The following is a 26,578-nucleotide window of genomic DNA, read 5'->3' as shown; positions in this document are numbered from 1 at the left end:
CAAGATAAACAACTATTTATCGATCACTTGTGAACAGAAAAATCAAAATTGGTATTGACGTTGGCGGCACGTTTACCCACGCGGTTGCGGTGGATATCGCCAGATACGATATCATCGGCAAAGCCTGCGTGCCCACCACCCACACTGCCCGCGAAGGCGTTGCCAAAGGCGTGGTGACATCACTACATTTGTTGCTCGAGCAATCAGCCATCGATCCGGCAGAAGTGGTGCTGATCGCCCATTCGACAACTCAGGCAACCAACGCGCTGCTCGAGGGCGATGTCGCCAAAGTCGGTGTGATCGGCATGGGCAAAGGCGTTGAGGGCAAAATTGCCAGTCGCCAGATTAATCCGAGCAACATCGAACTGGCACCGGGAAAATTGCTGCAAACAACGTATCGATATGTTGATGTCAGCGAAAAAATCACCAAATCAACCGCCGAAACATTGATTCGCGAGTTGCGCAACGACAGCGCAGAAGTGATCGTCGCATCTGAAGCGTTTGGCGTCGATCATCCCGAAAACGAGCAACTAGTGGCGAAAACCGCATCGGAAATGGGCATTCTATCCACCGCTGCCAGCCGGATTTCCCAATTGTACGGATTGCGGATTCGCACCCGAACCGCCGTGATCAACGCCAGCATGATGCCCAAAATGCTGGAAACAGCAAACATGACCGAACAGTCCGTTCGCGAAAGCGGCATCGCTGCGCCGCTGATGATCATGCGTTCCGACGGCGGTATAATGGACATCGACGAAATGCGCCGCCGACCGATATTAACGATGCTTTCCGGACCTGCCGCCGGTGTCGCTGCCGCGCTGATGTATGCCCGCGTTTCCGACGGCATTTTTATCGAAGTGGGCGGTACTTCCAGCGATATTTCGGTGATCAAAAATGGCAAACCGCAGGTGAAAAGCGCCCAAATCGGCGGCAACCGGTTGTATTTGCGAACACTGGATGTGCGCACGCTGGGCATTGCCGGTGGCTCCGTTCCGCGCATTTCCGGCAACAACATTATCGATGTCGGGCCGCGAAGCGCCCACATCGCCAATTTGAATTACATCGCGTTTGCGGAAAACCCCGATTTTGGCGATATCGAACTGGAAATGCTGCAACCAAAACCCGGCGATCCGGCAGATTATCTGAAAATCCGTCGCAACAATGACGATTCGGCATACGCGATCACGCCAACCGGCGCATCCTATTTTCTAAATCTGGTGAAAAATGTCGGGCACGGCGCAGCCAATCGCGAGGCAATCGGGCAGTTTTTCGGCGCATTCGCCAAAATGCTCAATCGCGATGCGAATGAGATTGCCGAAGAAATGTTGACCATCAGCTCCGAAAAAATAAAACCGGTGATTCACCAACTGATGCGCGAATACAAACTCGACGAAAACCTGATCCGCTTTGTCGGCGGCGGTGGCGGCGCGTCGGCGATTGTGCCGCATCTCAGCAAATATTTGAATATTCCCCACGAGATTGCGGAAAACAGCGAAGTGATTTCGGCGATCGGTGCGGCGCTGGGCATCATCCGCGACACCGTTGAACGCAGCGTCATGCAGCCCACCGAACACGATATTTTGAGCATCCGGCAGGATGCCATCGCTTCGGTGGAAAAAATGGGCGCAGTGCCGGAAAGCATCGAAGTCAGTGTGGAAGTGGACACCCGCAACAAACGGCTGATCGCCATCGCCACCGGTTCCAGCGAAATGCGCGCCCGCGATGTGAATTCGCAAAAGCTCGATACAAACGCGTTATTGGAAATCGCCGCAACATCAATAAAAACAACCCCAACAGAAGTTAAAATTGCCGGACAAACCGCATTTCTCAGCGCAATTGTTCATCAATTTTCCGAACGGAAATTGTTCGGATTGATCCGATCCGATATTACGCAACTGCGGGTAATCGACCGCGAAGGCGTTATCCGGCTGCAGCTCAACGATTGTCTGGTTGCCGGAATTTCCGCCGAAGATGTCCGTTCTCAAATCCAGCAATTCACCAAACAACTCACCAATTACGGCGATGCCGGCGCGCTGGTACCGGACATTTTTCTGCTGGTTTCCGCCAAAATAATTGATCTCACCGGACTGGTGGATGCGTCGCAAATTATGGCGCTGGTGGATATCGAATTGCAAAAAATTCCCGCTGCCGAACCGGTTGTGGTGATTGCCGCACAAAAAAAATAGGTCAACATGTCTATTCTCGATTACAGTATTATCGCGCTTTATCTGGCAATGATGGTTGGCGTCGGGCTGTATTTTCAACGAAAAGCATCCGACGGGATCGACGCCTATTTTTTGGGCGAACGCAAATTGCCGTGGTGGGTGTTGGGCGCGTCCGGAATGGCGTCCAATCTGGATGTCAGCGGCACGATGATCAACGTAGCGTTCATTTACGCGCTCGGCACGATGGGATTTTTTGTGGAATTGCGCGGCGGCATCGTGTTGATTATGGCATTTTTCATGATTTTTATGGGCAAATGGAATCGCCGCGCTCAGGTGATGACCATGGCGGAATGGATGGAATTTCGCTTTGGCGATGGCAAACAGGGCAAAGTGGCGCGGGTGATTGCAGCGTTGGCAGTGTTGACCAGCGCCGTCGCGATTGTGACCTATTTTGCGGTGGGCGCGGGTAAGTTTATCGGAGAATTTTTGGGATTACCGGCAATTTTGGGCTTTTCGCCGGAATTTTTGGCAGCATCTCTGATGATCGGATTGGCGATGATTTACACCGTCGCCAGCGGATTGTTCGGCGTGGTGTGGACGGATGTGGTGCAGGGCATGCTCATTTTTATTACCATTTTGATCATCTGCGGGATTGCCATCGCCAATTTTTCGGTGCCGGAAATGTTCAGCGTTTCCGTGCCGCTTCGCGATGGGGGATTTCTGGAAATCGCCACCAATCGCAGCCAATGGACACAACTACTTCCCGACTGGCAGCTCGATTTGCCGAAAAATACAGCGTATTCGGTTTACAATTTGTTTGGCATCACAATCATTTTTTATCTGATCAAAACGATAATCGAGGGCAGCGCTGGCAGTGGCGGTTACATGGCGCAGCGCTATTTTGCCGCCCGCAGCGATCGCGAAGCGGGTTTGCTATCGCTATTCTGGACGACGTTGCTGGCGTTTCGCTGGCCGTTTATCGCGGCGATTGCACTCATGGGCGTCGCCATCGGCGTTGAACAGGGGCAACCGATTGCAGATCCGGAGCAGGTGCTGCCGATCGTCATCAACCAATTGGTGCCGATAGGCTTGAAAGGATTGCTCATCGCCGGATTGATGGCGGCGTTTATGTCCACATTCGATTCGACGGTGAACGCTGCGGCATCGTATTGGGTGCGCGATATTTATCAGGCATTTCTCAACCCGCTAGCTTCGGAAAAACAACTCCTTCGGCATAGCCGGTGGGCATCGGTGATCGTGGTTGGTGCGGGTCTGTTTCTCACCAGCAATGTTTCAAGCATCAACGATATTTGGGGTTGGCTGACGATGAGCATCGGCGCGGGGCTGTTTGTGCCGCTGTTGCTGCGCTGGTACTGGTGGCGGATGAACGGCTACGGCTTCGCGATCGGAACGCTGGCGGGAAATCTGGCGGCGATCGCCCAGCGCATCTGGCTGCCGGATGTCCCGGAATATTGGCAATTCCTGCTCGTTTCCGGCATCGCGTTATTCGGAACCGTCGCCGGTTCGCTCGCCACAAAACCGACCGACGACGCTGTGCTGAGCCATTTTTTCAAAACCACCCGCCCATTCGGTTTCTGGCGACACATCCGTGAAAATTTACCGGAATCGCAAAAAATATCGATTCGCACAGAGAACCGCCGGGATATCATTGCGGTTTGCATTGCGGTGCTGTGGCAATTGTCACTTTTTTTGATGCTGATGCAAATAATTTTCAAACAATGGCATTACTTTATTTACCTTTTTGCAATTCAAATTTTTCTTTCAACGGGATTGTATTTTTTCTGGTTCCGGCACCTATCCGACGAAATTCCCACAGATTTTAAATAATTTGCAAAAATATTCGTGCGACATCCCGCACATCGCCAACCGTGTTACATGTTATTTTTAACCCGTTAGTAATTTAATTTGAAAACAACACACACGGAGGTGTACTGATGAAATCATATTTCCAAATTCCCGCGTTATTTTTGTTTTTCCCGTTGCTTTTCTCGCCGCTTTTTGCGCAATCCAACAGCACAGAAAACAATAGCCGTTTTGAGTTGGATTCGGTTAAACAGGTCGTTTACGATCACGGAAAAAAGTTGGTTTGGCAACAATCCGGTTCCACTGATTTGTTGATGGGTGATTTTGTCCAATCATATGTGGACAGTTTGAACAGCATTGCATTTGGCGGTTACACCGACTGGCGTTTACCCACCAAATCCGAAGCGCAATCGCTGATTACGAGCGAAGTGAAACGCGGCGATGAGTTAAAAATCGATCCGGTTTTCGATACCGAACAAGCATGGATTTACACCAACGAAACGGATCAGGCAGAATGGCCGACCATTATTTATTTCACCAGCGGAAAAATCAGCACCGAACCTATCGGGTATTTCGGTTCTTTTGTCCGATTGGTCCGAAACAGCACAAACACTAATATTGCTGAACTTGCACACTCAGACAAATAAAACTTACATTGAAACAAACCAACGCCGTCGCATATAATACGACAAAAGCCGTCCGGCAATTTTCTGCCGGGCGGCTTTTTTTTCAATTTTAATCAATAAGAGCCTTATTTCTCAGCAATGATATCTTTCCAAAAATTACGCGCCGGTGGGCACCCAAATGTTTTTCACCTGCGTTGCTTCGTGCAAAAATTCGTGCCCCTCCCCTTCCTCGGCTAAACGCCAATTCCGCTCGACGCCGTGGCTGACAAAGGTGCGTTTCATATTTGCGGCGGATTCGTATTCGGTGTGATAGCTGCCTTCGGCGCTGCCGAAATACCACATAGCGTCCACATCTTCGTGCTGGATGAGCGTTTTGGAGAGGTGATCACGATTACCCGTGACGATGTTCACCACACCGCCGGGCACGTCGGAAGTATCGAGCACCTGATAAAAATCGGTGGCACTCAGCGGATATTTTTCGCTGGGAATCATCACCACGCTATTGCCTCGTGCAATTGCCGGCGCCATCAGCGAGACAAAACCGAGCAACGGTTCATCATCCGGGCAGGCGATGCCGATCACGCCGATCGGTTCATTCACCGCAACAGTGATACCCCGAAGCGTGGTTTCCTGCACCGTTCCGCCGAATTTATCTGCCCATGCAGCGTATGTAAACAACCGTTGGACGGACAAATCGACTTCGGTACGGGCGGATTTCGCGGATTTTCCGGTCATCGCTACAATTCGCGCCGCGAATTCATCTGCGCGGGCATCCAGATTTTCACCGATGAAATACAAAATTTGGGCGCGATTGTGCCCGTGACGCATCGACCAACCCGCTTTTGCGGCATGCGCGGCATGTGCAGCTTCCACCGCATCGCGGATATCTTTGCGATTGCCGTCGCCAACCTGCCCGATCAATTTGCCGTTTTTATCGAGCACTGCGGCAACATAATTTCCATCCGGACGCACCTGTTTGCCGCCGATATACATTTTCGGGGTGCGGTCGATATGCGATTGCCCACCGTTCCCGCCGACAATCGGCACCGGTCCGGGCGGCACGTGGCTGCCCCATTTGGCAGTTTTCCCGTTTTCTGATATTTCCGGTTTGGCGATTTTCCCGCGCTTTTGCCACGCCGGACGCAAATATTCAAACAATCCTTCCTTCCCGCCTTCGCGACCGTAACCGCTTTCGCGATAGCCGCCAAAACCGGATGCCGCGTCAAACAAATTGGTGCTGTTCACCCACACTGATCCGGCTTTCACTTTGCTGGCAACGTCCAACGCAAGATTGATATTTTCGCTCCAGATGCTGGCGGCAAGTCCGTAACGGGTGTTGTTCGCCAGTTCGATGGCTTCTTTCGGCGTGCGGAACGTCATCGAAACGAGCACCGGGCCAAAAATTTCCTGCTGCACCACTTCAGCCGCCGGATGCACATCGGTGATCAGCGTCGGCGGATAAAAACAGCCTTTTTTCGGCATATCGATTTCCGGCTGGAAAACCGTTCCACCTTCCGCAATACCGTTTTTTACCCAGTTGTTGACGACATCCCATTGCCCCTGATCGACCACCGCGCCAATGTCCACACATTTATCCAGCGGATCGCCGACGCGCAGTGTTACCATGCGCCGTTTCAATTTTTCGTGAAATTTTTCAGCGATACTTTCCTGCACCAACAACCGCGATCCGGCGCAGCACACCTGTCCCTGATTGAACCAGATCGCATCGACAACGCCTTCCACAGCGCTGTCCAGATCCGCATCGTCGAACACGACAAACGGTGATTTCCCGCCCAATTCCAGCGACAATTTTTTGCCGGTTCCGGCGGTGGCGCGGCGCAAAATCCGCCCGACTTCCGTCGAACCGGTGAAAGCAATTTTATCCAATTTCGGGTGATTGACGATCAGCGAACCGGTTTCGTCTGTGCCGGTCACAATGTTCACAACGCCGGGCGGCAATCCGGCTTCCGCCAGCACTTCGGTAAACAGCAACGCGCTGAGATTGGTGAACGGTGCCGGTTTCAGCACAACGGTGTTGCCCATTGCAATCGCCGGGGCAATTTTCCACGCCAGCATCAGCAGCGGGAAATTCCACGGGATAATTTGCCCGATCACGCCAACCGGCTGATAATCGCGCAGTTCGCTTTCCATCAATTGCGCCCATCCGGCGTAATAATAAAAATGGCGGGCAACCAACGGAATATCGATGTCCCGCGATTCGCGGATCGGCTTGCCGTTGTCCATCGTTTCCATTACCGAAAGTATCCGGGCATGTTTTTGGATGTTCCGGGCAATCGCGTACAGAAATCGCGCGCGATCTTTTCCGGGCATTTGGTGCCAATCGGCGAACGCTTTTTGGGCAGCATCCACCGCAGCGTCCACTTCTTTTTGACCGGCAATCACGGTTTCTCCGAGTTTTTCACCGGTGGCAGGATTAAAGCTGCTGTGGAATTTCGCGCCTTTCGGCGTCACCCATTCGTTATTAATGAACAGCCCAAATTTGCGGTTGTGCTGCTCAAGCCATTGATTCACCGCATCTGCGGATTCCGGCGCGGGTCCGTATGTCATGGTTTCAAAAACCTCTTTTACTCGCATTGATTTCTCCTGAATTATCCCATCGGAATGTGATGTCGCGCGGCATAATGCCCGGTCGCAAAGTGATACAACTGGCGTTCGAGATCGTTCACCAGACTGCTCGCGCCGATGCGGAACAGATCCGGTTTCAGCCAATCGTCGCCGAGTTCATCTTTCATCAGCGCCTGCCAAACCATCGTTTGTTTGGCGTTGCTGATGCCGCCGGCAGGTTTGAACCCGATTTTGTAACCGGTTTTTTCCAAATATTCGCGGATTGCGCGAACCATCACCAAACCGAATTCGATGGTGGCATTCACGCTCTCTTTTCCGGTCGATGTTTTGATGAAATCCGAACCGGCCATCATCGCCACCAGACTGGCCTGATACACTTGCGTGAGCGTTCCCAAATCGCCCGTTGCCAAAATTGATTTCATGTGCGCATCGCCGCACGCAGCCCTAAATTGCTTTATTTCATCGTATAACGCTTTCCAGTTGCCATTAAGCACATGTGCGCGGGTAATCACGATGTCGATTTCCTTTGCACCATCGGCGACTGCCTGCTCAATTTCACCGATTTTTTGCGGCAGCGGAATGAGTCCCGCCGGGAAACCGGTAGCCACAGATGCCACCGGAATATTCGTTCCGCGCAGCGCTGCAACGGCATCTTTTACGCAACCCGGATAAACACAAACCGCGCCAGTGGTGATGTTCAAATCTGCCACATCGAGCATTTTAAGCACGCTCTCGCGAATCGGTTGTTTCGCTTTTGCGCAAAGCCGCTGCACTCGTCCGGGCGTGTCATCGCCGGCAAGTGTGGTCAAATCGACACAGGTTATCGCGCGGAGCAGCCACCCTGCCTGCCACTCTTTTTTCACGGAACGCCGTTTCGGCAAGGTTTCGGCACGGCGCTCCACCGCACTGCGATTGATGCGCGATCCGACCACCCAATCCAGATCCAGCGGCATACCGGGATTCCGTTCGTGATGACTTGTGGCAACAATTTTTTCGTCCAAAACTGCGTTGAGATCGTTATTCGATGCCATCATTTTCCTCAATTTGTGAATGAAAATTTGGAGATGTTGCGGAATAAACCTTCGCCGATTTCGCAGCTAAAGTGAATAAAAATAAAGCTAAACGATATGCTGAATCTCCAATTGAAATTTAATCATTTAATTACGTTTGTCAAAAATTTCTTTGAAAAAGATCGGAGATCACGCGGCACGGCGATCTGATAATCTGTTTTCTTTTCGCAGAATCGCATCGTAAATTCTGCATTTCCGGTAACAGCCGCACGAAAAATGAATCCAACTTATGTTGATTCAATAATTTGCTGATAATAAACAAATCAAAATCGATAAACGGAGGACCTTTAATGCATGTTTTGAAAAATGCCCTGGACGCGATCGGGCACACACCGATGGTCAAATTGAACAAAATTCCGGGCAATTTGAAATCGAATATTTATGTAAAACTGGAATATTTAAATCCCGCCGGTAGCGTAAAAGACCGAATGGCGAAATTTATCGTCGAAGACGCGGAAAAACGTGGGCTGCTAAAACCCGGCGGAACCATTGTTGAAAATTCATCCGGCAACACCGGTTCCGCACTGGCGATGATTGCGGCAATCAAAGGCTACAAATGCATCATCACGATGCCGGACAAAATGAGCGACGAGAAGAAAAACCTGATGCGGGCGTTCGGCGCTGAAGTGGTGATCACTCGGACCGACGTTCCGGCAGAATCGCCGGAGAGCTATTACAGCACCGCACGGCGCATCGCCAGCGAAACGCCCGGCTCGTTTTATCCCGATCAATATAATAATCAAATGAATATCGAAGCGCATTACCGAACCACCGGACCGGAAATTTGGGATCAGGTGGATGGCAATATCGATATTTTTGTGGCGGGAATCGGCACCGGCGGCACCCTCAGCGGCGCAGGAAAGTATCTGAAAGAGAAAAAACCGGAAGTGAAAATCGTCGCAGTCGATCCCGAAGGTTCGGTATTTTACGACTATTTCAAAACCGGGAAATTGCCCGAACCGCACGTTTATGCGGTTGAAGGAATTGGCGAAGATTATCTGGTGAAAGCAGTCGATTTCAACACGATTAACGAAATTATTCAGGTGAACGATCAGGAATCTTTTGAAATGGCGCGCCGATTGAGCCGTGAAGAAGGCATTTTTGCCGGCGGATCGAGCGGTTCGGCAGTGCTCGCCGCGGTTCGCTACGCGGAAAAAAATGATAAAGAGCAAAATATTGTGGTGGTTTTGCCCGATTCCGGCAGCCGCTATCTCAGCAAAATTTTCAACGATGAGTGGATGAAAAATCGCGGTTACATCGATTAATTCCACAGGAGGATCCATGAAATTTGAAACCCGCGCCATTCACGTTGGCGAAGAACCGAATTTGAAAGACGGCGGCACCGGCGACGTTGCTATGCCGATACATCTCGCGTCCACTTACGCACGCAAATTGGTGGATGTGCCCACCGCCGGATACGAATATTCCCGAACGGATAATCCCACCCGCGACGCATTGCAACACCGGCTGGCAGCGCTGGAAGGTGCAAATCACGCGCTCGTTTTTGCGTCCGGTTTGGGCGCAGAAACTTCGCTGATTTTGTCGCTGCTATCTTCCGGCGATCACATCGTTGCGTTCGACGATTTATACGGCGGTACGCGCAGACTGCTTACCCGCGTTTTCGCTGAGCGATTCGGCATCGACGTGACATATGTGGACGCCCGCAATCCGCTGGAAGTGGAACGCACTATTCGCCCGTCCACCCGATTGATCTGGCTGGAAACGCCCACTAATCCCCTGCTTAAATTGTGCGACATTCGCGCGATTTCCAAAATTGCACATCAGCACAATGCATTGGTGGTTGTGGACAATACATTTATGAGTCCATATTTCCAGAATCCGTTGGCGCTCGGCGCAGACATTGTTCTGCACAGCACCACCAAATACATCAACGGGCACAGCGATTCCGTCGGCGGTGCGCTCATGTTCAACGATGCGGAAATCTATGAAAAAATTAAATTTACGCAAAACGCAGCCGGTGCAATTTTGTCACCTTTTGACAGTTTCATGATTTTGCGCGGCACCAAAACGCTGGCCGTGCGGATGCGCGCCCATCAGGAAAACGCCACGAAGATTGCCAAATTTCTGGAAGATCACAAAAAAGTTCGGCGGGTCATTTATCCGGGACTGGAAAGCCATCCGCAATTTTCGTTGGCCAGCCAGCAGATGAGCGGCTTTGGCGGGATGCTTTCGTTTGAACTCGATGGTGATTTACAGGCTGCAAAAAAATATGTCGAAAGTCTGCAATACTTTGCTTTGGCGGAAAGTTTGGGCGGTGTGGAATCGCTGGCGGAGTTGCCCGCGCTAATGACACACGCGTCTGTTCCGCCGGAGGAACGCCGGAAAATCGGGCTGGCTGACGGATTGATTCGCCTGTCCGTCGGTATCGAAAATGTGGATGATTTATTGGAAGATGTTGAGCAGGCGTTCGAGAAAATTTGAGATTTCCATCGGTCTGAATGACGTATTGAAAACATCATCCATGCGTAAGCATTTCAATAATATTTTTGTGTTGGGGAAATCGCGTTAGCAAAATTTCGCGATTTCCCATTTCAAAATCTGCGAAATCAAATCCGGGTGCGACAGTGCAACCAACCAATGCGAAGCTCGCAGGCGTTTGCACATTTGCACCAAACCAACTGCCCGCCGGCACAACTGCCTGAAACATCTCACCGGAATCAAAATCGTTACCCAAAAAAATATGTGACAACACACCGTTTGGATTGATCGAATAAATGGTCAGCGGCGATCCGGCGTAAAAATGCCAGATTTCATCGGATGCAATGCGGTGCAGTGCGGAAAACTCGTTGCTTTTGAGCAGAAAATAAATGGATGTGCCAAAACTGCGGGCGCCGCCGAATCGCTGCGGCAGCGCATCGCCAATAACAGATTCTGCTGATCGGTAAATTTCTTTAAAATATCCACCTTCGGGATGTTTTGTGAGGTTCAGTTTGTCGATCCAATAATTTGCGGAATGCACGGTTTGCAAATCAGCTCTCCTCCCCAACCTGCAGCACAATTTTACCGATATTCTGATTGTCTTCCATCATCCGGTGAGCCTGCTTCACCTGTCGCCACGGCAAAATTTCGTGGACAACCGGCTCGTATGTGCCTTCTTCGAAACCGGATAAAATATTGCGGACAAAATCATTGGTAAGCTGTTGTTTATATTCGAGATCTCGGGCGCGAAGGGTTGTGCCGATAACGCGCAATCGCTTCACCAGAATTTTACGCAAATCGAGTGAATCCACTTTTCCGCCGCCCATCGTTGCCAAAATAATCAGCCGCCCGTCGGTTGCCAGCGCATCGATATTTTGCGCCCAGTACGGCGAGCCGACGAAATCCAGAATGATATCGACGCCGCGATTTTCAGTGGCTTCCAGAATATCCGGCAGGAAATCACCGGCTTTGTAATTGATGGCCATTTTTGCGCCGAGTTGTGTGCAGAAATCCAGTTTTTTTGCCGATCCGGCGGTCACAAACGGCACGCCGCCCGCACCGCGAACCAGTTGAATCGCTGCCGTTCCGACGCCGCTGGCACCGGCGTGAATCAGCACATTGTCGCTGGATTTGATACCGCCGAGCCAATAGAGTGCCTGAAACGCGGTTAAAAACACTTCCGGAATGGCTGCGGCATTTTCATAACTCATATTTTCCGGAATCGGGATGGCCATTTTTGCGGGAATTGTCACATATTCGGCGTAGCCGCCGCCGGGAAGCAACGCGCAAACGCGGTCACCTTTTCGCCAGCCGGAAACCGCCGAACCGACTTTTTCCACTTCGCCGGCCATTTCCAGACCGAGTACCGGGCTTTCGCCTTTTGGCGGCGGATATTTGCCTTCACGTTGCAACAAATCCGCCCGGTTGAGCGCTGTGGCTTTTACGCGAACCAACAATTCATGTCCGGCAGGTTCGGGTGTGGGATATTCGACCATCACAAGAACATCCGGTCCACCGGGTTCTTTTGGTAAAATTGCTTTCATTTGATCGCCTGTATCACATCGGAAAGTGCGTCAACATATTCCTGTGTTTTCGCGCTGCCACCGAGATCCGGGGTAACATGTTTACCCTCACCAATCACTTTGCTGATGGCTTTACGAACGCGATCTGCGGCGTCGTGTTCTTCCAACAATTCCAGCATCAAACAGCCACTGAGGATGAGCGCGGTGGGATTGGCAACACCTTTTCCGGCGATGTCCGGTGCGCTGCCGTGAACAGCTTCAAAAACCGCGTACCCGTCACCCAAATTGGATGCCGGTGCAACGCCAAGCCCGCCAATCAGTCCGCTGGTGAGATCCGAAATGATATCGCCAAACAGGTTTTCCATCACCAAAACATCGAACTGCGACGGGTTAATCACCAGTTTCATCGCGGTGGCATCGACAATTGATTCATCGTATTCGATATCCGGATAATCGCGGGCAACTTCGCGGGCGACTTCCAGAAACAAACCGTCGCTGAGTTTGAGAATATTCGCTTTGTGAACTGCCGTTACCTTTTTACGGCGATAACGTCTGGCAATTTTGAACGCCGTTTCCATAATTCGGCGCGAGCCTTTTTCGGTGATGATCCGCTGACTTTCGATCACGCCGGGCACAACAATGTGTTCCAATCCGCTGTAAAGTCCTTCGGTATTTTCCCGAACGACAATGAGGTCAACATCTTCGTATCGGCTTTTAACGCCCGGAATGGAACGCGACGGGCGGAAATTACAGTAGAGATCGAGCCGTTTGCGCAAGTCCACATTTACCGATCGAAAACCTTTTCCGATAGGTGTGCCAATGGGTCCTTTCAGCGCAATTTTATTTTTCCGAACAGATTCGAGCGCTTCTTCCGGGAGTGGTGTGCCGTAACGATTGATCACATCCGACCCGGCCATTTGCACATCCCATTCGATCTCGATGCCGGTTGCGGCGAGCACTTGCTGGGTTGCGCGGGCAACTTCCGGCCCTATGCCATCACCTGGAATCAACGTAATATTATATGCCATTTTCCCTCCGTGTAACTTTATGTTTTATTTAATGTTAGTCGAGCAAATCTTGCAAAGCGGGTTTTAGGCTGGGATAGGAAAATCGAAAACCGTTTTCCATCAATCGGCGAGGTAAAATGCGTTGGCTCACCAATGCGGTTTCCTCCGCCATTTGCCCCATCACCAGCTTCAGCATAAATGCCGGCACCGGAATCCACGACGGGCGATTGATCACGCTGCCCATCTGCTGACAAAAATCGGCCATCCGCAGCGGGTCGGGCGAAACGAGGTTGTAAACACCCTCCGCGCCATCGTTTTTGAGCAGATGAAAAATGATGTTCACTTCGTCTTCGATGTGAATCCATGAAAACCACTGTTTCCCGCTACCGGGCGTGCCACCTACAAACAATTTGAACGGAAGCGACAATTTTTTCAAAATGCCTTCGTCTTTTCCGAGAACAACGCCGGTTCTCAAATAGCAAACCCGAACACCCATTTTTTCGACGGATTTGGCGGCTGCCTCCCACTCGTCAACAACGTCGGCCAAAAAACTATCACCTTTAGCAGAACTTTCATCCAACACTTCGTCGCCGCGACTGGCGTAAATGCCGGTTGCGGAACCTTGCAACAGCACTTTGGGTTTTTCGTCGGCAGCTTCTATTGCCATTACCACCGCTTTTGTGGCGCTGACGCGACTTTCAAGTATTTGTTTTTTATAACTTTCTGTCCATAAATTATCGGCAATTCCAGCACCTGCCAAATTGATGATGGCATATGCCCCCTCTGCATATTCCTGCCAGCCGTTGTTGGTTCTCGCATCCCATTCGACGCATGTTACCATGCTGCCAAAATTTTTCCGTGCTTTGCTGGCATTGCGGGTCAGCACAACAATTTCGTAATTATGCTCCAATAATAATTTGCACAAATAATTCCCGATAAAGCCAGTTGCTCCGGTGATAATAATTCGCATATTTTAAATTTAACCGTTACGTTAACGTTATGATTTTCAATTAGTTAAACATCAATTTTAAATACGTCATCGGCGAGAGCAACTCGCGGCGGCTGATGTTTCCGGCAATCATTCCGGAAATCCAGTCGGATACCTTGGGATTTTTGCTGGCTTTTTTGACCACCAGATTCACCAAAGATTTGTACCGTGCGGTGCGTTGTAATTTGTATGCAGTGCTGAGTTCGTTACCCAATCGCTTCCACAAACGCTCCTCATAAATTTGTAACGAATTTGCATCGAAGGAAGCATTGCTGTTCACCAATTCAGAAATGCATTCTGCGGCAATTTTTGCAGAAGCCATCGCATTTCCGATGCCTTCGCCGGTAAACGGGTCGATCAGTCCGGCAGCATCGCCGATGAAAATGACGCCATCGCTGTGAACTTTCCGGCGTTTGCTGCCAGCCGGTAAATTCCATCCAACGATATCGCCAATCAATTCCGCATTCGCAAAACGGTCGCGAAATTCCGGTGAGTTCACTGCATCCAAATGCGCCTGGCGCAGTTTCACATTTTTGCGTTTTAATTCGCCAACAACCATTCCGATGCCCACGTTTGCCATCCCGTTTTCCAACGGGAAAATCCAGAAATAACCGGGATTTACGGATTCAACGTAGTGCAATTCAATCGCGTTAGTCATGCCTTTTACGCCGGTATAATAGGCGCGGGTTGCAACCAGCATGTGTTCGGGATCGTTGTCATACATTCCCAATTTTCGCAAAAGAATCGAGTTGTAACCGTCCGCGCCAACCACTACTTTTGCGGTGATTTCGTGCGTTTTTCCCTCATTATCTTCTCCGGTTACGCCGTAAACTTGACCATTTTCGATCAAAACATCTTTTACCGAAAAACCCTCACGCGTTTCGACTTTTTCTTTGGCAGCCTGAAAAAGGATGTTGTCATAAACTTCCCTGCGGCAAACGAATCCCTGAGAAACGTTTTGTGCCGATGCCACCAATTTGATTTTCACATGTGTATTATTTGGGGATGAGAACAAAATGGAATCGACAAACGCCTGTGGCGAACGCTCGAGTTGCTCAATTAATCCCAGTTCGCGAAGGAATAAAATGCTTTTTCCGGAAATCGCATCTCCGCAAATTTTATCCCGCGGAAATTGTTTTTTATCCAAAAGCAAAACGTTTAATCCCAACCGCTCTGCGTATAATGCGGTTGTCGCTCCTCCCGGACCGCCACCGACAATAATTGCGTCGTACTGATGCTGCATAAATTGAGATTCCTCCGCTCAATCTGATAAATAAAACCATTTCCTGTTCAGGAAAAAAACCGGATCAAATGTAACTGGCAATCGTTGCCGAATACGAAGATCAAGCCAGAATATACTGGATAAATTGCGGTTTTACAATAGAGTTGAAAATTCAATTCAGGTGGGAAAAACGGGGTTAATCGGCTATTTCGCTGCCAAGAATGATAATGCCGGAAGGTTTATCTTTGTCATCAAATATTGGGCGAACGGACAAATCGAGCCAGCCATTTTGATCGTCCGGGCGAGTGAAATTGAAATGCTTTAGCCGAATCGGGCGTTCTTCTTCAATGCAGGTTGAAATCGTTTTCACCAATTTATCCCAATTCCAGCGAATGCCGCACCGCAGCAACGGCTGCCCGATAACCTTTTTGTGCGAAATGCCGGTCACCCGTTCTGCAGCTTCGTTCCAATGGGTGATGCAATCATTTTCGTCCACACCGATCAGCATTTGCGGAATCATCGCTATCAAATCTGCATTCAACCGGCTGATTTTCCGCATGGCTGTTTCGGCATGCATGCGATAGGCTTTTTCTTTTTGGAAAATTTCCGGGGTAATTTCCTTTTTCTGAAAATTGCGTTCGAGCTCAAATACTGCGAGGTTCACCTCGTCTGCGGTAATTTCCCATTCAAAAATATCGAGTATGGCGCCTTCCACGCTTTCAATATCACCGCGTGCGTTGTAAATGGCGCTGGCATTCAGGTTCACATAAATCATGTTTTTGTTTTTGTTTTTCAGATGCGCCTCAAAATTTAACGCCTGTCCGCGCGTTTTCAAGTCAGCCCGCAACTGATGGTATTCCTTAATATCAAAAAACAACTCGCTGATAAGTTTGCCCTGAATTTCGTTGGCGGAATAATCCGTGTAATTTGAAATTGCCGGACTGATATATTGCAAAATACCATCTGTGCTCACTTGAAATGCGATATCCTGAACTTCGCCATACAATTTGCGGAATTGTTTGTCCCAATCCCGGAGCGATCTGGTGAGTTGCTGAAAATTATCAATGATACCGATAAACCGCTCCCGTGCCTTTTTTAACTCATGATTGCGCGATTGCAGTTTTTTGTTGTGGCGCTTCAGTTGCTCATTTTTCTTTTGGTGATGGCGAATTTGCAGACAGGACAAACATGCATCGGCTAGTTTATGATTGAATGGTACCAAATCTCGCATTACTTTTTCAGACATCGGTTCGTTTGGCGTAATTAACATCAGCAATCCCACATCAGGCAACGCCATCAAATTTGCGAAATCGCCTTCCGGATCTTCGACAACTCGTGGCAGCGTTGCTAAAAATTGTGACAGTACGCTTTCATCAATATTTTTGGGAAGGTTGAGCAAATCGGAATCATCGTAAAGCGCCTGTTTTTTGCCGAGCCGATGAAAGCCATACACCCGCTTAAATTCAAATTCCTGCGATTCACTTTTTTTATTGAAATATACTTCCCCGGCAACTGCACCACATTGTTGCAAATATGCGTTCAAACTTTCTGATAATAGCACATCCAACTCTGTCGAATTACCGATACCCATTGCAATCTGCAATTTTGCCTCTGGGGATAGTGAAGGCAGGCTCATTCATGCACTCTTGTTTAAATTGTTTGTTGAAACGCGATAAAAAATGTTATTTATTTCAACTTCTCAGTGAATTTTTGAGCACCAAAAAAGTGTAAAAAATGCGTTTCTTCTCTGTTCAATTGAATAGCAGATTGAATTATCGGAAAATATGGTGGTGTGATTAATGAAAAATGCGAAAGCAACATGTTTGCAATCATAGATTTAGAAACAACCGGACTTGATCCGGGAACTGACCGGATTTTCGAAATCGCTATTTTGCAGTTCGACGGACAGCAATTAACGGACAGCTTTTGCACCCTCGTCAACCCGGAATTTCAATTGCTGCCGGGCATCGAGCGGCTCACCGGCGTTGTTGACAAACAATTATCGGACGCTCCAAAATTTTTCCAAATTGCCCGGAAAATTGTCGAATTGACTGAAAATCGCATTATTGTCGCGCACCATTCCCGGTTCGATTATGCTTTTTTGCGAAAAGAATTTTCGCGGTTGGGCTACAATTTCAGCAGACAGCAACTCTGCACCGAACGGCTCAGCCGCAAACTGTTGCCGGATTTTGGATCGTACAAGCTGAGCCATTTGTGCAAAAAATTGAACATTCCGTTAAACGGTGCCCACCGCGCATTGGCAGATGCGAATGCAACGCTGCAACTGTTTCAACACCTTCAGATATTGGAAAAATGTCCGGTTTCCGAAACAGAATCGCTGAAAGAAAACATCCGGGAAAACATTTTGCCTCCGGGACTTAACCGCAATGATATCAACAAGTTGGCAGAGGGTTGTGGCGTCTATTTTTTTTATGATGAACGTGACCGGTTAATTTATGTGGGTAAAAGCAAAAATATTCGCAAACGGGTGCAGAGCCATTTTTCCGGCGATTTGAAATCGCAGAAATCGTTAAAAATGAAGCACCACATCCGGCGCATCGATTACCAAATTACCGGCAGCGAACTGATTGCGCTGCTGCTGGAATCGGATTTAATAAAAACGCATCAGCCGGTTTTTAACCGCAGCCAACGTACGATTCGCTATCGCTACGGTCTATTTTCCCAACTTTCTGCTGATGGATATTTGACGTTTTCACTGCAGCGATTTGGCCCGAAAGGACCAAACGGTATAGACGGGGAACTGGTGATTGCCTTCTCCAACAAAAAGCAGGCGCAATCTTTTCAGGATCGGATTATAACCAAATACCGGCTGTGCCAAAAATTGTGCGGGTTGTATAAAAATCGCGGACCGTGTTTCAATTATCATCTCAAATTGTGCAACGGGGCGTGCGTCGGCAGCGAATCGCCGGAAGATTACAACCTGCGCGCAAATCAGGCGATAGACCAGTTTTGTTACGATTTCCCGGATTTTCTGATTGTCACAAAAGGCAGAAATGCGGATGAAAAAGGTGTGGTGCTGATCCGGCAGGGGTTGTATCGCGGGTTTGGTTTTCTCCCTGAAGATGCGATTTCAGCATTGGCGATAGACACCGTTGGCGAACACATTCAGCAGCGCGCGGACAATCAGGATATTCGCAAAATCATCAACGCGTTTCTGGCAAAACATCCCAAAACCCGCATTATTGCGTTGGATAAATAAAAGTGTTGATCAAAAAAAACGCCAATCGCAAAAATTTGGATTGGCGTAACTGTAACATTTCAATTATTAGAATTGTCTGAGATTTTTATTCAATATTTTGAACCTGCTCGCGCATCCGCTCAATTTCTTCTTTAATGGCAACCACGCGGTGGCTGATCTCGATCAGCGTATTTTTGGAAGACATCGTGTTCGCTTCGCGATGCATTTCCTGCAAAATAAAATTGAGCTTTTTGCCGATGGGCGAACCCTGTTCCAAATCTTCTTTGAACAATTCGATATGGCTGTTCAGCCGGACAATTTCTTCGCTGATATCTACCCGGTCGGAAATTAGCGCAACTTCCATTTCCAGCCGATTGCGATCGAGCTTGTTATCATCAATCAAGTTTTTGAGCCGTTCCATCTGTTTCTGAAATTCCATCCGCGAATTTTGGGCTGCGTAAGTTTGTACTTCGTTAGCCATTTGCATCACATTGTTGAGGCGACTGAGCATGTCTTTTCGCAAATTTTCACCTTCTTCGGATCGCGCAACATTAAGTTGTTTGATGGTCTGAACCAGCAAATTCTCAACAACTTGTACTAATGAGTCGTCTACCACGTTTTCCGCGATATTAAATAAATCTTTGAATTGCAGAAAATCGGAAATTTTCAACGGTTCTTTGATGTCCGCACTCATCCGGAGATCTTCGAGCAAACGGCGATACATTTTAACCAACGGTGCATTGATTTGCATCATATCCGGCAGCACTTCGGTTTCTGAAATTGTAATTACACAATTTACTTTTGCCCGGTCAATATGCTTTCGGATCACGTTTTTAAACGCGTCTTCATAATTGCGCAATTGCTGCGGCAATTTTAGGTATATTTCCAAATAGCGTGAATTAAGTGTTCTGAATTCGCAAGTAATTTCACCGTTGGATAACGCGCTTTTTTCGGTAGCGTAACCGGTCATGCTGTAAATCGGTTTCATAAATTTCCGTTTTGATTAATATGAATGATATGATTTTTTCTACTCAATAAAATAAAAAGTGCTGAAATATTGCCTAAAAACCTAACTTGTATCCCAATGTTTTGGCATCAAAAAATAGCATTATTTTCGCAAAAATAACGGGAAAATAAAAAATATACTGCGGTGTATTTCTTTTAGCAACAATTTTCCGCTCAACTCAAAGCAGTTTTATCCGAAAAAGAATAAATCGATGTTTCCAGTTTCAATATTTTATTATTATTTAACCGTATTTTTGATAATTTCCGGGTTTGTTAAATTGAAAAACTTCTGTTCTCAAGACCGGCAATGTGTTATAATTGGACGGTCCAATCAAATAACTGCCTGTTTTTTTGAATAAAAATCATATCGTGTTTAGATTAAGGAGATCACCAAATGCAGTATGTTGGGTCTATTAAAGTTATCCCAGAATTGCCATCCGAGATAAAACGGCTGGAAGAACTGGCAAAGAATTTGTCGTTTGCATGGACACCGGAAGCGCGCCAGCTTTTTCGCCAGATTAATCCGGCGCTTTGGACAAAAACCAACCACAACCCTATAAAATTTTTGCGGGAAGTTCAACAGCGCGATTTGGACCGCTGTGTGAATGATCCGGAATATTTGTCGATGTATAAACGAGTGGTTCGCGAATTTGACGAATACATTTCTGAAGAAAATACCTGGTATAAACAAACCTTTCCAAAAGATCGCAATAAAGTAATTGCCTATTTTTCCGCTGAATTCGGCTTTCACGAATCGTTACCCATTTATTCCGGCGGACTTGGCGTTTTGGCCGGCGATCACTTGAAATCTGCCAGCGATTTGGGATTGCCGCTGGTTGGCGTGAGCTTGTTTTATCACCAAACTTATTTTACCCAGCAGATTGACGCACATGGCAATCAGATTGCGCTTTACATTCCGCACAACGGCAACGATTTGCCGCTGCACAAGGTAACCAAAGAAAACGGTTCGGATTTGATTGTTACTGTCCCGTTGGGTCTGCGCGATGTTAAATTTGCCATTTGGCGAGCTCAAATCGGGCGCATTCCGGCATATTTGCTGGATGCAAATTTACCCGAAAACCCGCCGGAAGATCGCATGATTACCGCCCGTTTATATGGCGGCGATGAAGAAATGCGCATTTCACAGGAAATTTTATTAGGCATGGGCGGTGTTCGCGCGCTCCGCGCGATGGGCATCGAACCGCAAGCCTGGCACATGAACGAAGGGCACTCCGTTTTTCTGGCACTCGAGCGCATTCGTCAGTTGGTGAAAGAGAAAAAAATGTCTTTTTACCAGGCTTTGGAAGCTGTTGCCAGCAATACAATTTTTACCACACACACGCCGGTTCCCGCCGGAAACGACGCATTTCCGCTCCATTTTGTTGAAAAATTTTTCCAGCGGTACTGGGAATCCGTTGGCATTCGCCGTTATCAATTTATGGAATTGGGCTCGCAAGTGCAGCCGGAAGGTTACGAGATTTTCAACCTGACCGTGCTTTCTCTGAAACTCTCCAAATTCCGCAATGGTGTGAGTAAGCTTCATGGCAGCGTTTCGCGGGATTTGTGGAAAGATGTGTGGTCCGGCATTCCGGTGGATGAAATCCCCATCGGGCACATTACTAACGGTGTGCACGCCAGCACCTGGACAGTTTACGCAATGCGCAAGTTGTACGAAAAACATTTGAGCCCGGATTGGCACGAGCATGTGGATGAGCCGGTATATTGGCGCGGCGTTTTCGGTATTCCTGATCAGGAATTGTGGGATGCCAAAAACAGTGTCAAACAAATCATGCTCAACCATGTTCGCGAACGTATCCGCTCACAAAATTTGCGCAACAAAGTAGGTACATTGCATCTCCACCGGTTGGAGGACATGCTCGACCCGAACATTCTCACCATCGGATTTGCACGCCGATTTGCAACATACAAACGCGCGATGCTCATTTTCCGCGATAAAGAGCGCCTCAAACGCATCCTCAACAATCCGGAACGACCGGTTCAACTGGTGTTCTCCGGAAAGGCTCACCCGAAAGATATGGGTGGTCAGGAATTGATTCGTTTTGTGAGCACATTAGCAGCGGAAGAAGGTTTTCGCGGCAGGGTTTTCTTTGTGGAAAATTATGATATGAGCGTTGCCCGCGACCTGATTTCGGGTGTTGACGTATGGTTAAACAACCCGCGCCGTCCGCAGGAAGCATCCGGTACCAGCGGACAGAAAGTCGGGTTGAACGGTGGAATCAACTTCTCCGTTCTCGATGGCTGGTGGGTCGAAGGCTATAACGGCAAAAACGGTTTTGCTTTTGGCGATCGCGAGGATTACCGTAGTTTGGAAGAATTGGATAATTGGGACAGTGAAGCCATTTACGATATCATGGAAAATGATCTCGCCCCGCTGTATTACAAACGCGGCGCGGATGGCTTGCCAACCGATTGGATCAAAATGATGAAACACTCGATCGCCAGCGTGATGCCAAATTTCAACACCCACCGGATGGTGAAAGATTATGTGAACCAACTGTATCAACCGGCGATCCGGCAGGGTGAAAAATACAGCCAGGATAGCTATCAGCTTGCCAAAGAATACGCCGCATGGTGCGAAAAAATGCAGCAACAATGGATGAATGTTCACGTTGAACTGACAGATATGAATTTGAACGAAGAAATTGTTCTGCAATACAACGATCCGCTGAAAATTCGTGCGAAAATCAAAATCGGTGAAATCGATCCTGCGGATGTTAAAGTTCAGGTTTATCTCTTCAAAGAGCGCACAGACGCACTACACAACGACGAATTTGAACTGGTGGATATGAATCGCAAAAAGCAGCTCGAAGACGGTGCATACGTTTACGAAGCTGCGATAACGCCATCGAACAGCGGTAATTATCGCTTTACGATCCGCGTGCTGCCATTCAACAAATCGATGCCAAATCCGGTGGAACTGGGATTGATTCGCTGGCTCGAACAACCGCAATTTCACGGATAATCACATTTCGAAAAATAAAAAAAGCCCGCTTTTGGAAACGAAAGCGGGCTTTTTTATTGACACATTTTTGGTCGAAATCGCTAAAATCCGCCCCCGAAAAATGTATTCAACACATCTTTATTGAACAAATATTCTTCCTCGGAAATATCATCGTAGGTGCGCAACCGGTTCAAAATAACGCGCGAACGCCAGCGCAATTCCCGTCCGGATTTGGTTGGATTCATGCGAATGGGATTGGGAATTATCGCGACGAGTCGAACCATTTCATCTAATGCCAGTTCGGAAATGCTTTTCCCAAAATATTTTTGGGATGCTTTTTCGACACCGAAAACGCCGTCGCCAAATTCAATTATATTGAGGTATATTTCAATAATCCGTGATTTGGAAAGGTTTTCCTCAAGTTTTTTGGCGATAAAATATTCGCGTATCTTACGGATATACGATCGTTCCGGTGTGAGAAACAAATTTTTTGCCGTTTGTTGGGTGATAGTGCTCGCCCCGCGAAACGGCTTGCCGGATTTCCAGCTTTCATCGAGCGCTTTTTCCAATTCCTCCCAATCTACGCCTTCATGTCCCCAAAATCCGGCGTCCTCGCTGAGCGTTACCGTTCGGACAAATATTTCGGGAATCTGCCGATATGGCTGCCATTGTTGTTTGACAGCATATTTTTTGCCGGCAGCTTCAGCTTCCGCTTTGCGAAATTCCATTAGCGATGTTGTTGTGGGATTTTCTTTTTTGAGATATGCAACATCGGGAATGCTGAGCCAAATGTAGCCCGCAAACACCGCAAAGCAACCGATCAATATTGCGATTGTGATCAACACTATTTTGATAAATCTTTTCATAAAAACAAAACGGGATACCGAAAGTATCCCGCCATTAAGTTCAAAATAAACAACAGGTTATTTTTCCTGAGAAAGCTCCAGCAAAATGCCGTTCATGCTTTTGGGATGCACAAAAGCAATCTGTTTTCCTTCGGCACCGGTTTTGGGTTGTTCATCGATTAATTGCATGCCGTTGGCTTTCATATTTGCCAAAACCGCGTGAATATCGGCGACGCCTACGCAGAGATGGTGCATGCCCTCTCCCCTTTTTTCCAAAAATTTGGCAATCGGGGAATCCGGCGATGTCGGCTCGAGATACTCAATATTCGATTGCCCAACTTTGAAACCGACAACTTTTACTTTTTGCTCGGGCACTTCTTCTTCAAAAACGGGTGTTAAACCGAGCACATCTTTATACATTTTTTTTACAGAATCGAGCGAGTGAACCGCAACGCCAACATGGTCTATTTTTTCATATTGCATTATTTAGCCTCGATCGGTTTATTCAGAAATCAAGAACTGCGCAATTTGTAGTTTGGCGATTCTTTGGTAATTTCAACATTGTGCGGATGACTTTCGCGCATCCCGGCACCTGTAATTTTGATAAAGCGGGATTTTTGCTGCAACTCCGCAATCGTTTGGCATCCGGTGTATCCCATTGCGGAGCGCAGTCCGCCGAGCATTTGGAAAATAATGTCGCCGACATGTCCGCTATATGGTACTCGTCCTTCAATTCCTTCAGGAACGAGTTTATCCGCTTCGGTAACTTCACCCTGGAAATAACGGTCGCGGCTGCCTTGCTGCATGGCGCCCAAAGAGCCCATGCCGCGCACCTGTTTGTAGCGTCGCCCATCCAGTAAAATGGATTCGCTGGGGCTTTCTTCGGATCCCGCGAAAAGGCTGCCGATCATCACCGTATCAGCGCCGGCGGCAAGTGCTTTCACAATATCGCCGGTGTGTTTGATGCCGCCATCGGCGATCAACGGGATGCCGGCTTGGCTGGTGGCTTTGTGCACTTCCATGATTGCAGAAATTTGCGGCACGCCAACGCCGGTAACAATTCGGGTTGTGCAAATGGAACCGGGTCCGATGCCTACTTTTACGGCATCTACACCGGCATCGATTAAAGCTTTTGCCGCTTCGTAAGTTGCTATATTTCCTGCAATTAACGCGACATCGCCATATTGTTTTTTGAAACTCGCAACTGAATCGATAACCTTTTGGGAATGTCCGTGTGCTGTGTCGATGACGATAACATCAACACCGCGCTCAATCAATTTTGCAGCACGAACCAACCCATCTTCGCCAACGCCGGTCGCAGCGCCAACCCGCAATCTGCCAAAATTGTCTTTGCAGGCTGCCGGATAATCTTGTTTTTTCTGAATATCTTTTACAGTGAGCAAGCCTTTCAATTCACCGGCTTCGTTGACAACCAATAATTTTTCGATGCGGTGCTTTTGGAGGATGGCTTTGGCTTGTTCGAGCGTTGTGCCAACAGGTGCGGTAACCAGATTTTCTTTGGTCATCAGGTTGTCAATCGGTTGATCAATATTTTGTTCGAAACGCAAATCGCGATTGGTGATGATACCGACCAACCGTTTTCCCTGGACAATCGGGATGCCGGAAATATGGTATTTTCCCATTACTTCCAACGCAGCGCGAATCGGGCGATCGGCAGTCAGCGTAATCGGATCGATAATCATCCCGCTTTCTGAGCGTTTTACCAGATCGATTTGGGTCGCTTGTGCTTCCAGTGACATATTTTTATGAATGATGCCGATGCCGCCTTCGCGGGCAATTGCAATGGCCATCGCAGATTCTGTCACAGTGTCCATCGCCGCAGAAAGCAACGGCGAATTCAACCGGATTCTATTTGTCAGACGAGTGCTTAAATCCGCGTCCTTCGGCAAAATTTGGGAATGCGCCGGCTGGAGCAACACATCATCAAATGTCAGTCCTTCATACACAACTTTTGTCATGCCCTTCTCCTGGGTCTTTGTTTGCTGCACAATTTAATAAGTGAAGCGGATAGCACAACATTATTTTCAAAATAGTTCGGGCTACTTTGGCAGAATCCGGTCATATTACATGCGATGTTTGTTGCGTTAAAACGCATTTGTATTTTTTTGCGTTATAACACACAAAACTTTGGATTTTGTGCTAAATTTGCAATCGAAGTTGAATAATATTTACTGATCGTTTAAATCGTTGTCGACAGCCATCAACAACAAAGCTCAGGAGGTTACGGATGGTTTGCCCAAAATGCGGGACGCAAAACAGCTCAGAACATACCATTTGCCGCAAATGCTTACATCTTTTACAACCATCTCCTTCTGCTACCAGAACACAACATGCGCCGATTTTCCAAACACCGTTACGACAGGCCGGTGAACCAAATATCAAGGTGCGACCCAATACGGAAAATCCCGGTGGCGCGGAAAATTCCGGTGATCATCCGACCGGATTTTATTCCAGATATCAAACCAACCCCGAAATCAACTCCGGTGAAACAACAGTTAAAAAACCGGTTCGTAAAACCGGTTTAATGTTGGGCATCAGCAGCATTGTTTTGCTGGTTGCTGCCGCATTTGCGTTTATTTTTACTGGAAAAACCACCACCGGAAACGATAGCGATTTTTTCTCCGCTGCGGAAAAAGTGTATAACAGCGGCAATTATGCCCAGGCGATGATCGCATACCAAAAATTTATTGTGGATTTTCCGGAATCACCGCTCAGCCCAATTGCCCGAGAACGTATCAATCAAATCCACACGAATATTAAATCTCAGGAAAAACAATCACTTACACCCCGAATTACGGCGCTACTCGAAAGCGCAAATATTGCATTTGAACGCAAACGGTATTCATTGCCTGAATCGGACAATGCTGTTTTATACACCTCAGAAATACTCCGGTTAGATCCCGCAAATTCAGAAGCATTGGCTTTGCAGGCTCGAATTGTTGCGTTTTACACAGAAAAAGCCGAAGATGCCGCGCGTCAACGCCGGTATCGTACGGCGTTAAGCAATTATAAAATTGTAAATTCGATTTTACCGGGAGATCAGGAAACAAAAGGAAAAATTTTGGCGTTGGAAAAACAATTAGGGATTAAATAACC

At 48.0% G+C, this 26,578-nt stretch carries 20 protein-coding genes; 8 read left to right on the top strand and 12 right to left on the bottom strand.

Annotation, left to right across the window (positions count from 1 at the left end):
* The first annotated feature begins 29 nt into the window (after positions 1–29).
* The 3 genes from H6629_23100 to H6629_23090 all read left to right on the top strand — a co-directional run bounded on the left by H6629_23100 (position 30) and on the right by H6629_23090 (position 4,636).
* Positions 30–2,186, top strand: a complete 2,157-nt coding sequence (locus H6629_23100; protein ID MCB9070674.1) for a hydantoinase — start codon at positions 30–32, stop codon at positions 2,184–2,186.
* Positions 2,187–2,192: 6 nt separating this feature from the next.
* Positions 2,193–4,013 (top strand): sodium:solute symporter, encoded by a 1,821-nt coding sequence (locus tag H6629_23095; protein ID MCB9070673.1) that lies wholly within the window; start codon positions 2,193–2,195, stop codon positions 4,011–4,013.
* 107 nt (positions 4,014–4,120) lie between these two features.
* On the top strand, positions 4,121–4,636 hold the full coding sequence (locus tag H6629_23090; GenBank protein MCB9070672.1) for a DUF1566 domain-containing protein: 516 nt from the start codon (positions 4,121–4,123) through the stop codon (positions 4,634–4,636).
* 135 nt (positions 4,637–4,771) lie between these two features.
* Here the strand turns inward: H6629_23090 and H6629_23085 are convergent, their stop codons facing one another.
* Positions 4,772–7,210: an aldehyde dehydrogenase family protein gene (locus H6629_23085; GenBank protein ID MCB9070671.1), complete on the bottom strand. Its 2,439-nt coding sequence runs from the start codon at positions 7,208–7,210 to the stop codon at positions 4,772–4,774.
* A 14-nt stretch (positions 7,211–7,224) separates the two neighbouring features.
* The gene (deoC, locus tag H6629_23080) at positions 7,225–8,232 is read right to left on the bottom strand and encodes a deoxyribose-phosphate aldolase (protein MCB9070670.1); all 1,008 of its coding nucleotides are present in this window, start codon (positions 8,230–8,232) and stop codon (positions 7,225–7,227) included.
* 329 nt (positions 8,233–8,561) lie between these two features.
* On the opposite strand from deoC, the gene H6629_23075 reads away from it, so the two are divergent.
* Together H6629_23075 and H6629_23070 are read left to right on the top strand one after the other, a co-directional pair.
* Complete coding sequence (locus H6629_23075) at positions 8,562–9,536, top strand: cysteine synthase family protein (protein MCB9070669.1); 975 nt, start codon at positions 8,562–8,564, stop codon at positions 9,534–9,536.
* A gap of 16 nt (positions 9,537–9,552) precedes the next feature.
* A complete protein-coding gene (locus H6629_23070; GenBank protein MCB9070668.1) occupies positions 9,553–10,713 on the top strand; it encodes a PLP-dependent transferase in 1,161 nt (386 codons plus the stop codon).
* 34 nt (positions 10,714–10,747) lie between these two features.
* On the opposite strand, the gene H6629_23065 is transcribed toward H6629_23070, so the two are convergent.
* The 6 genes from H6629_23065 to H6629_23040 all read right to left on the bottom strand — a co-directional run bounded on the left by H6629_23065 (position 10,748) and on the right by H6629_23040 (position 17,086).
* On the bottom strand, positions 10,748–11,251 hold the full coding sequence (locus H6629_23065) for a cupin domain-containing protein (protein ID MCB9070667.1): 504 nt from the start codon (positions 11,249–11,251) through the stop codon (positions 10,748–10,750).
* Between the two features lie 10 nt (positions 11,252–11,261).
* Entirely contained in the window at positions 11,262–12,254 is a 993-nt protein-coding gene (locus tag H6629_23060; GenBank protein ID MCB9070666.1) for an NAD(P)H-quinone oxidoreductase, read from the bottom strand.
* A complete protein-coding gene (locus H6629_23055) occupies positions 12,251–13,261 on the bottom strand; it encodes an isocitrate/isopropylmalate dehydrogenase family protein (protein MCB9070665.1) in 1,011 nt (336 codons plus the stop codon). Before H6629_23055 ends, H6629_23060 begins: the two co-directional genes overlap by 4 nt.
* Positions 13,262–13,295: 34 nt before the next feature.
* Entirely contained in the window at positions 13,296–14,210 is a 915-nt protein-coding gene (locus tag H6629_23050; GenBank protein MCB9070664.1) for a TIGR01777 family protein, read from the bottom strand.
* A 40-nt stretch (positions 14,211–14,250) separates the two neighbouring features.
* Positions 14,251–15,471 (bottom strand): NAD(P)/FAD-dependent oxidoreductase, encoded by a 1,221-nt coding sequence (locus tag H6629_23045; GenBank protein MCB9070663.1) that lies wholly within the window; start codon positions 15,469–15,471, stop codon positions 14,251–14,253.
* A 175-nt stretch (positions 15,472–15,646) separates the two neighbouring features.
* Complete coding sequence (locus H6629_23040) at positions 15,647–17,086, bottom strand: PAS domain-containing protein (protein MCB9070662.1); 1,440 nt, start codon at positions 17,084–17,086, stop codon at positions 15,647–15,649.
* A gap of 183 nt (positions 17,087–17,269) precedes the next feature.
* On the opposite strand from H6629_23040, the gene H6629_23035 reads away from it, so the two are divergent.
* The gene (locus tag H6629_23035) at positions 17,270–18,670 is read left to right on the top strand and encodes a GIY-YIG nuclease family protein (GenBank protein MCB9070661.1); all 1,401 of its coding nucleotides are present in this window, start codon (positions 17,270–17,272) and stop codon (positions 18,668–18,670) included.
* Positions 18,671–18,755: 85 nt separating this feature from the next.
* Here the strand turns inward: H6629_23035 and H6629_23030 are convergent, their stop codons facing one another.
* A complete protein-coding gene (locus tag H6629_23030) occupies positions 18,756–19,637 on the bottom strand; it encodes a YicC family protein (GenBank protein MCB9070660.1) in 882 nt (293 codons plus the stop codon).
* Between the two features lie 411 nt (positions 19,638–20,048).
* Between H6629_23030 and glgP the strand changes: the two genes are divergently transcribed.
* Positions 20,049–22,637, top strand: a complete 2,589-nt coding sequence (gene glgP / locus H6629_23025; GenBank protein ID MCB9070659.1) for an alpha-glucan family phosphorylase — start codon at positions 20,049–20,051, stop codon at positions 22,635–22,637.
* A gap of 80 nt (positions 22,638–22,717) precedes the next feature.
* Here glgP and mtgA read toward each other — a convergent pair whose 3' ends face one another.
* The 3 genes from mtgA to guaB are packed head-to-tail and all read right to left on the bottom strand — an operon-like array spanning position 22,718 to position 25,440.
* Positions 22,718–23,482, bottom strand: a complete 765-nt coding sequence (mtgA, locus tag H6629_23020; GenBank protein ID MCB9070658.1) for a monofunctional biosynthetic peptidoglycan transglycosylase — start codon at positions 23,480–23,482, stop codon at positions 22,718–22,720.
* Positions 23,483–23,539: 57 nt separating this feature from the next.
* Positions 23,540–23,944, bottom strand: a complete 405-nt coding sequence (mce, locus tag H6629_23015) for a methylmalonyl-CoA epimerase (GenBank protein ID MCB9070657.1) — start codon at positions 23,942–23,944, stop codon at positions 23,540–23,542.
* Positions 23,945–23,973: 29 nt separating this feature from the next.
* Entirely contained in the window at positions 23,974–25,440 is a 1,467-nt protein-coding gene (guaB, locus tag H6629_23010) for an IMP dehydrogenase (protein MCB9070656.1), read from the bottom strand.
* Between the two features lie 425 nt (positions 25,441–25,865).
* On the opposite strand from guaB, the gene H6629_23005 reads away from it, so the two are divergent.
* Positions 25,866–26,576 carry a hypothetical protein gene (locus H6629_23005; GenBank protein MCB9070655.1) on the top strand — a complete coding sequence of 237 codons (711 nt, stop codon included), beginning with the start codon at positions 25,866–25,868 and terminating at the stop codon, positions 26,574–26,576.
* The last annotated feature ends 2 nt before the right edge of the window (positions 26,577–26,578 follow it).

It is taken from the genome of Calditrichia bacterium (assembly GCA_020634975.1).
GTDB lineage: Bacteria > Calditrichota > Calditrichia > RBG-13-44-9 > J075 > JACKAQ01.
The sequence above is the reverse complement of the archived record's forward strand: the minus strand, read 5'-3'. Positions and strand labels throughout refer to the sequence as shown.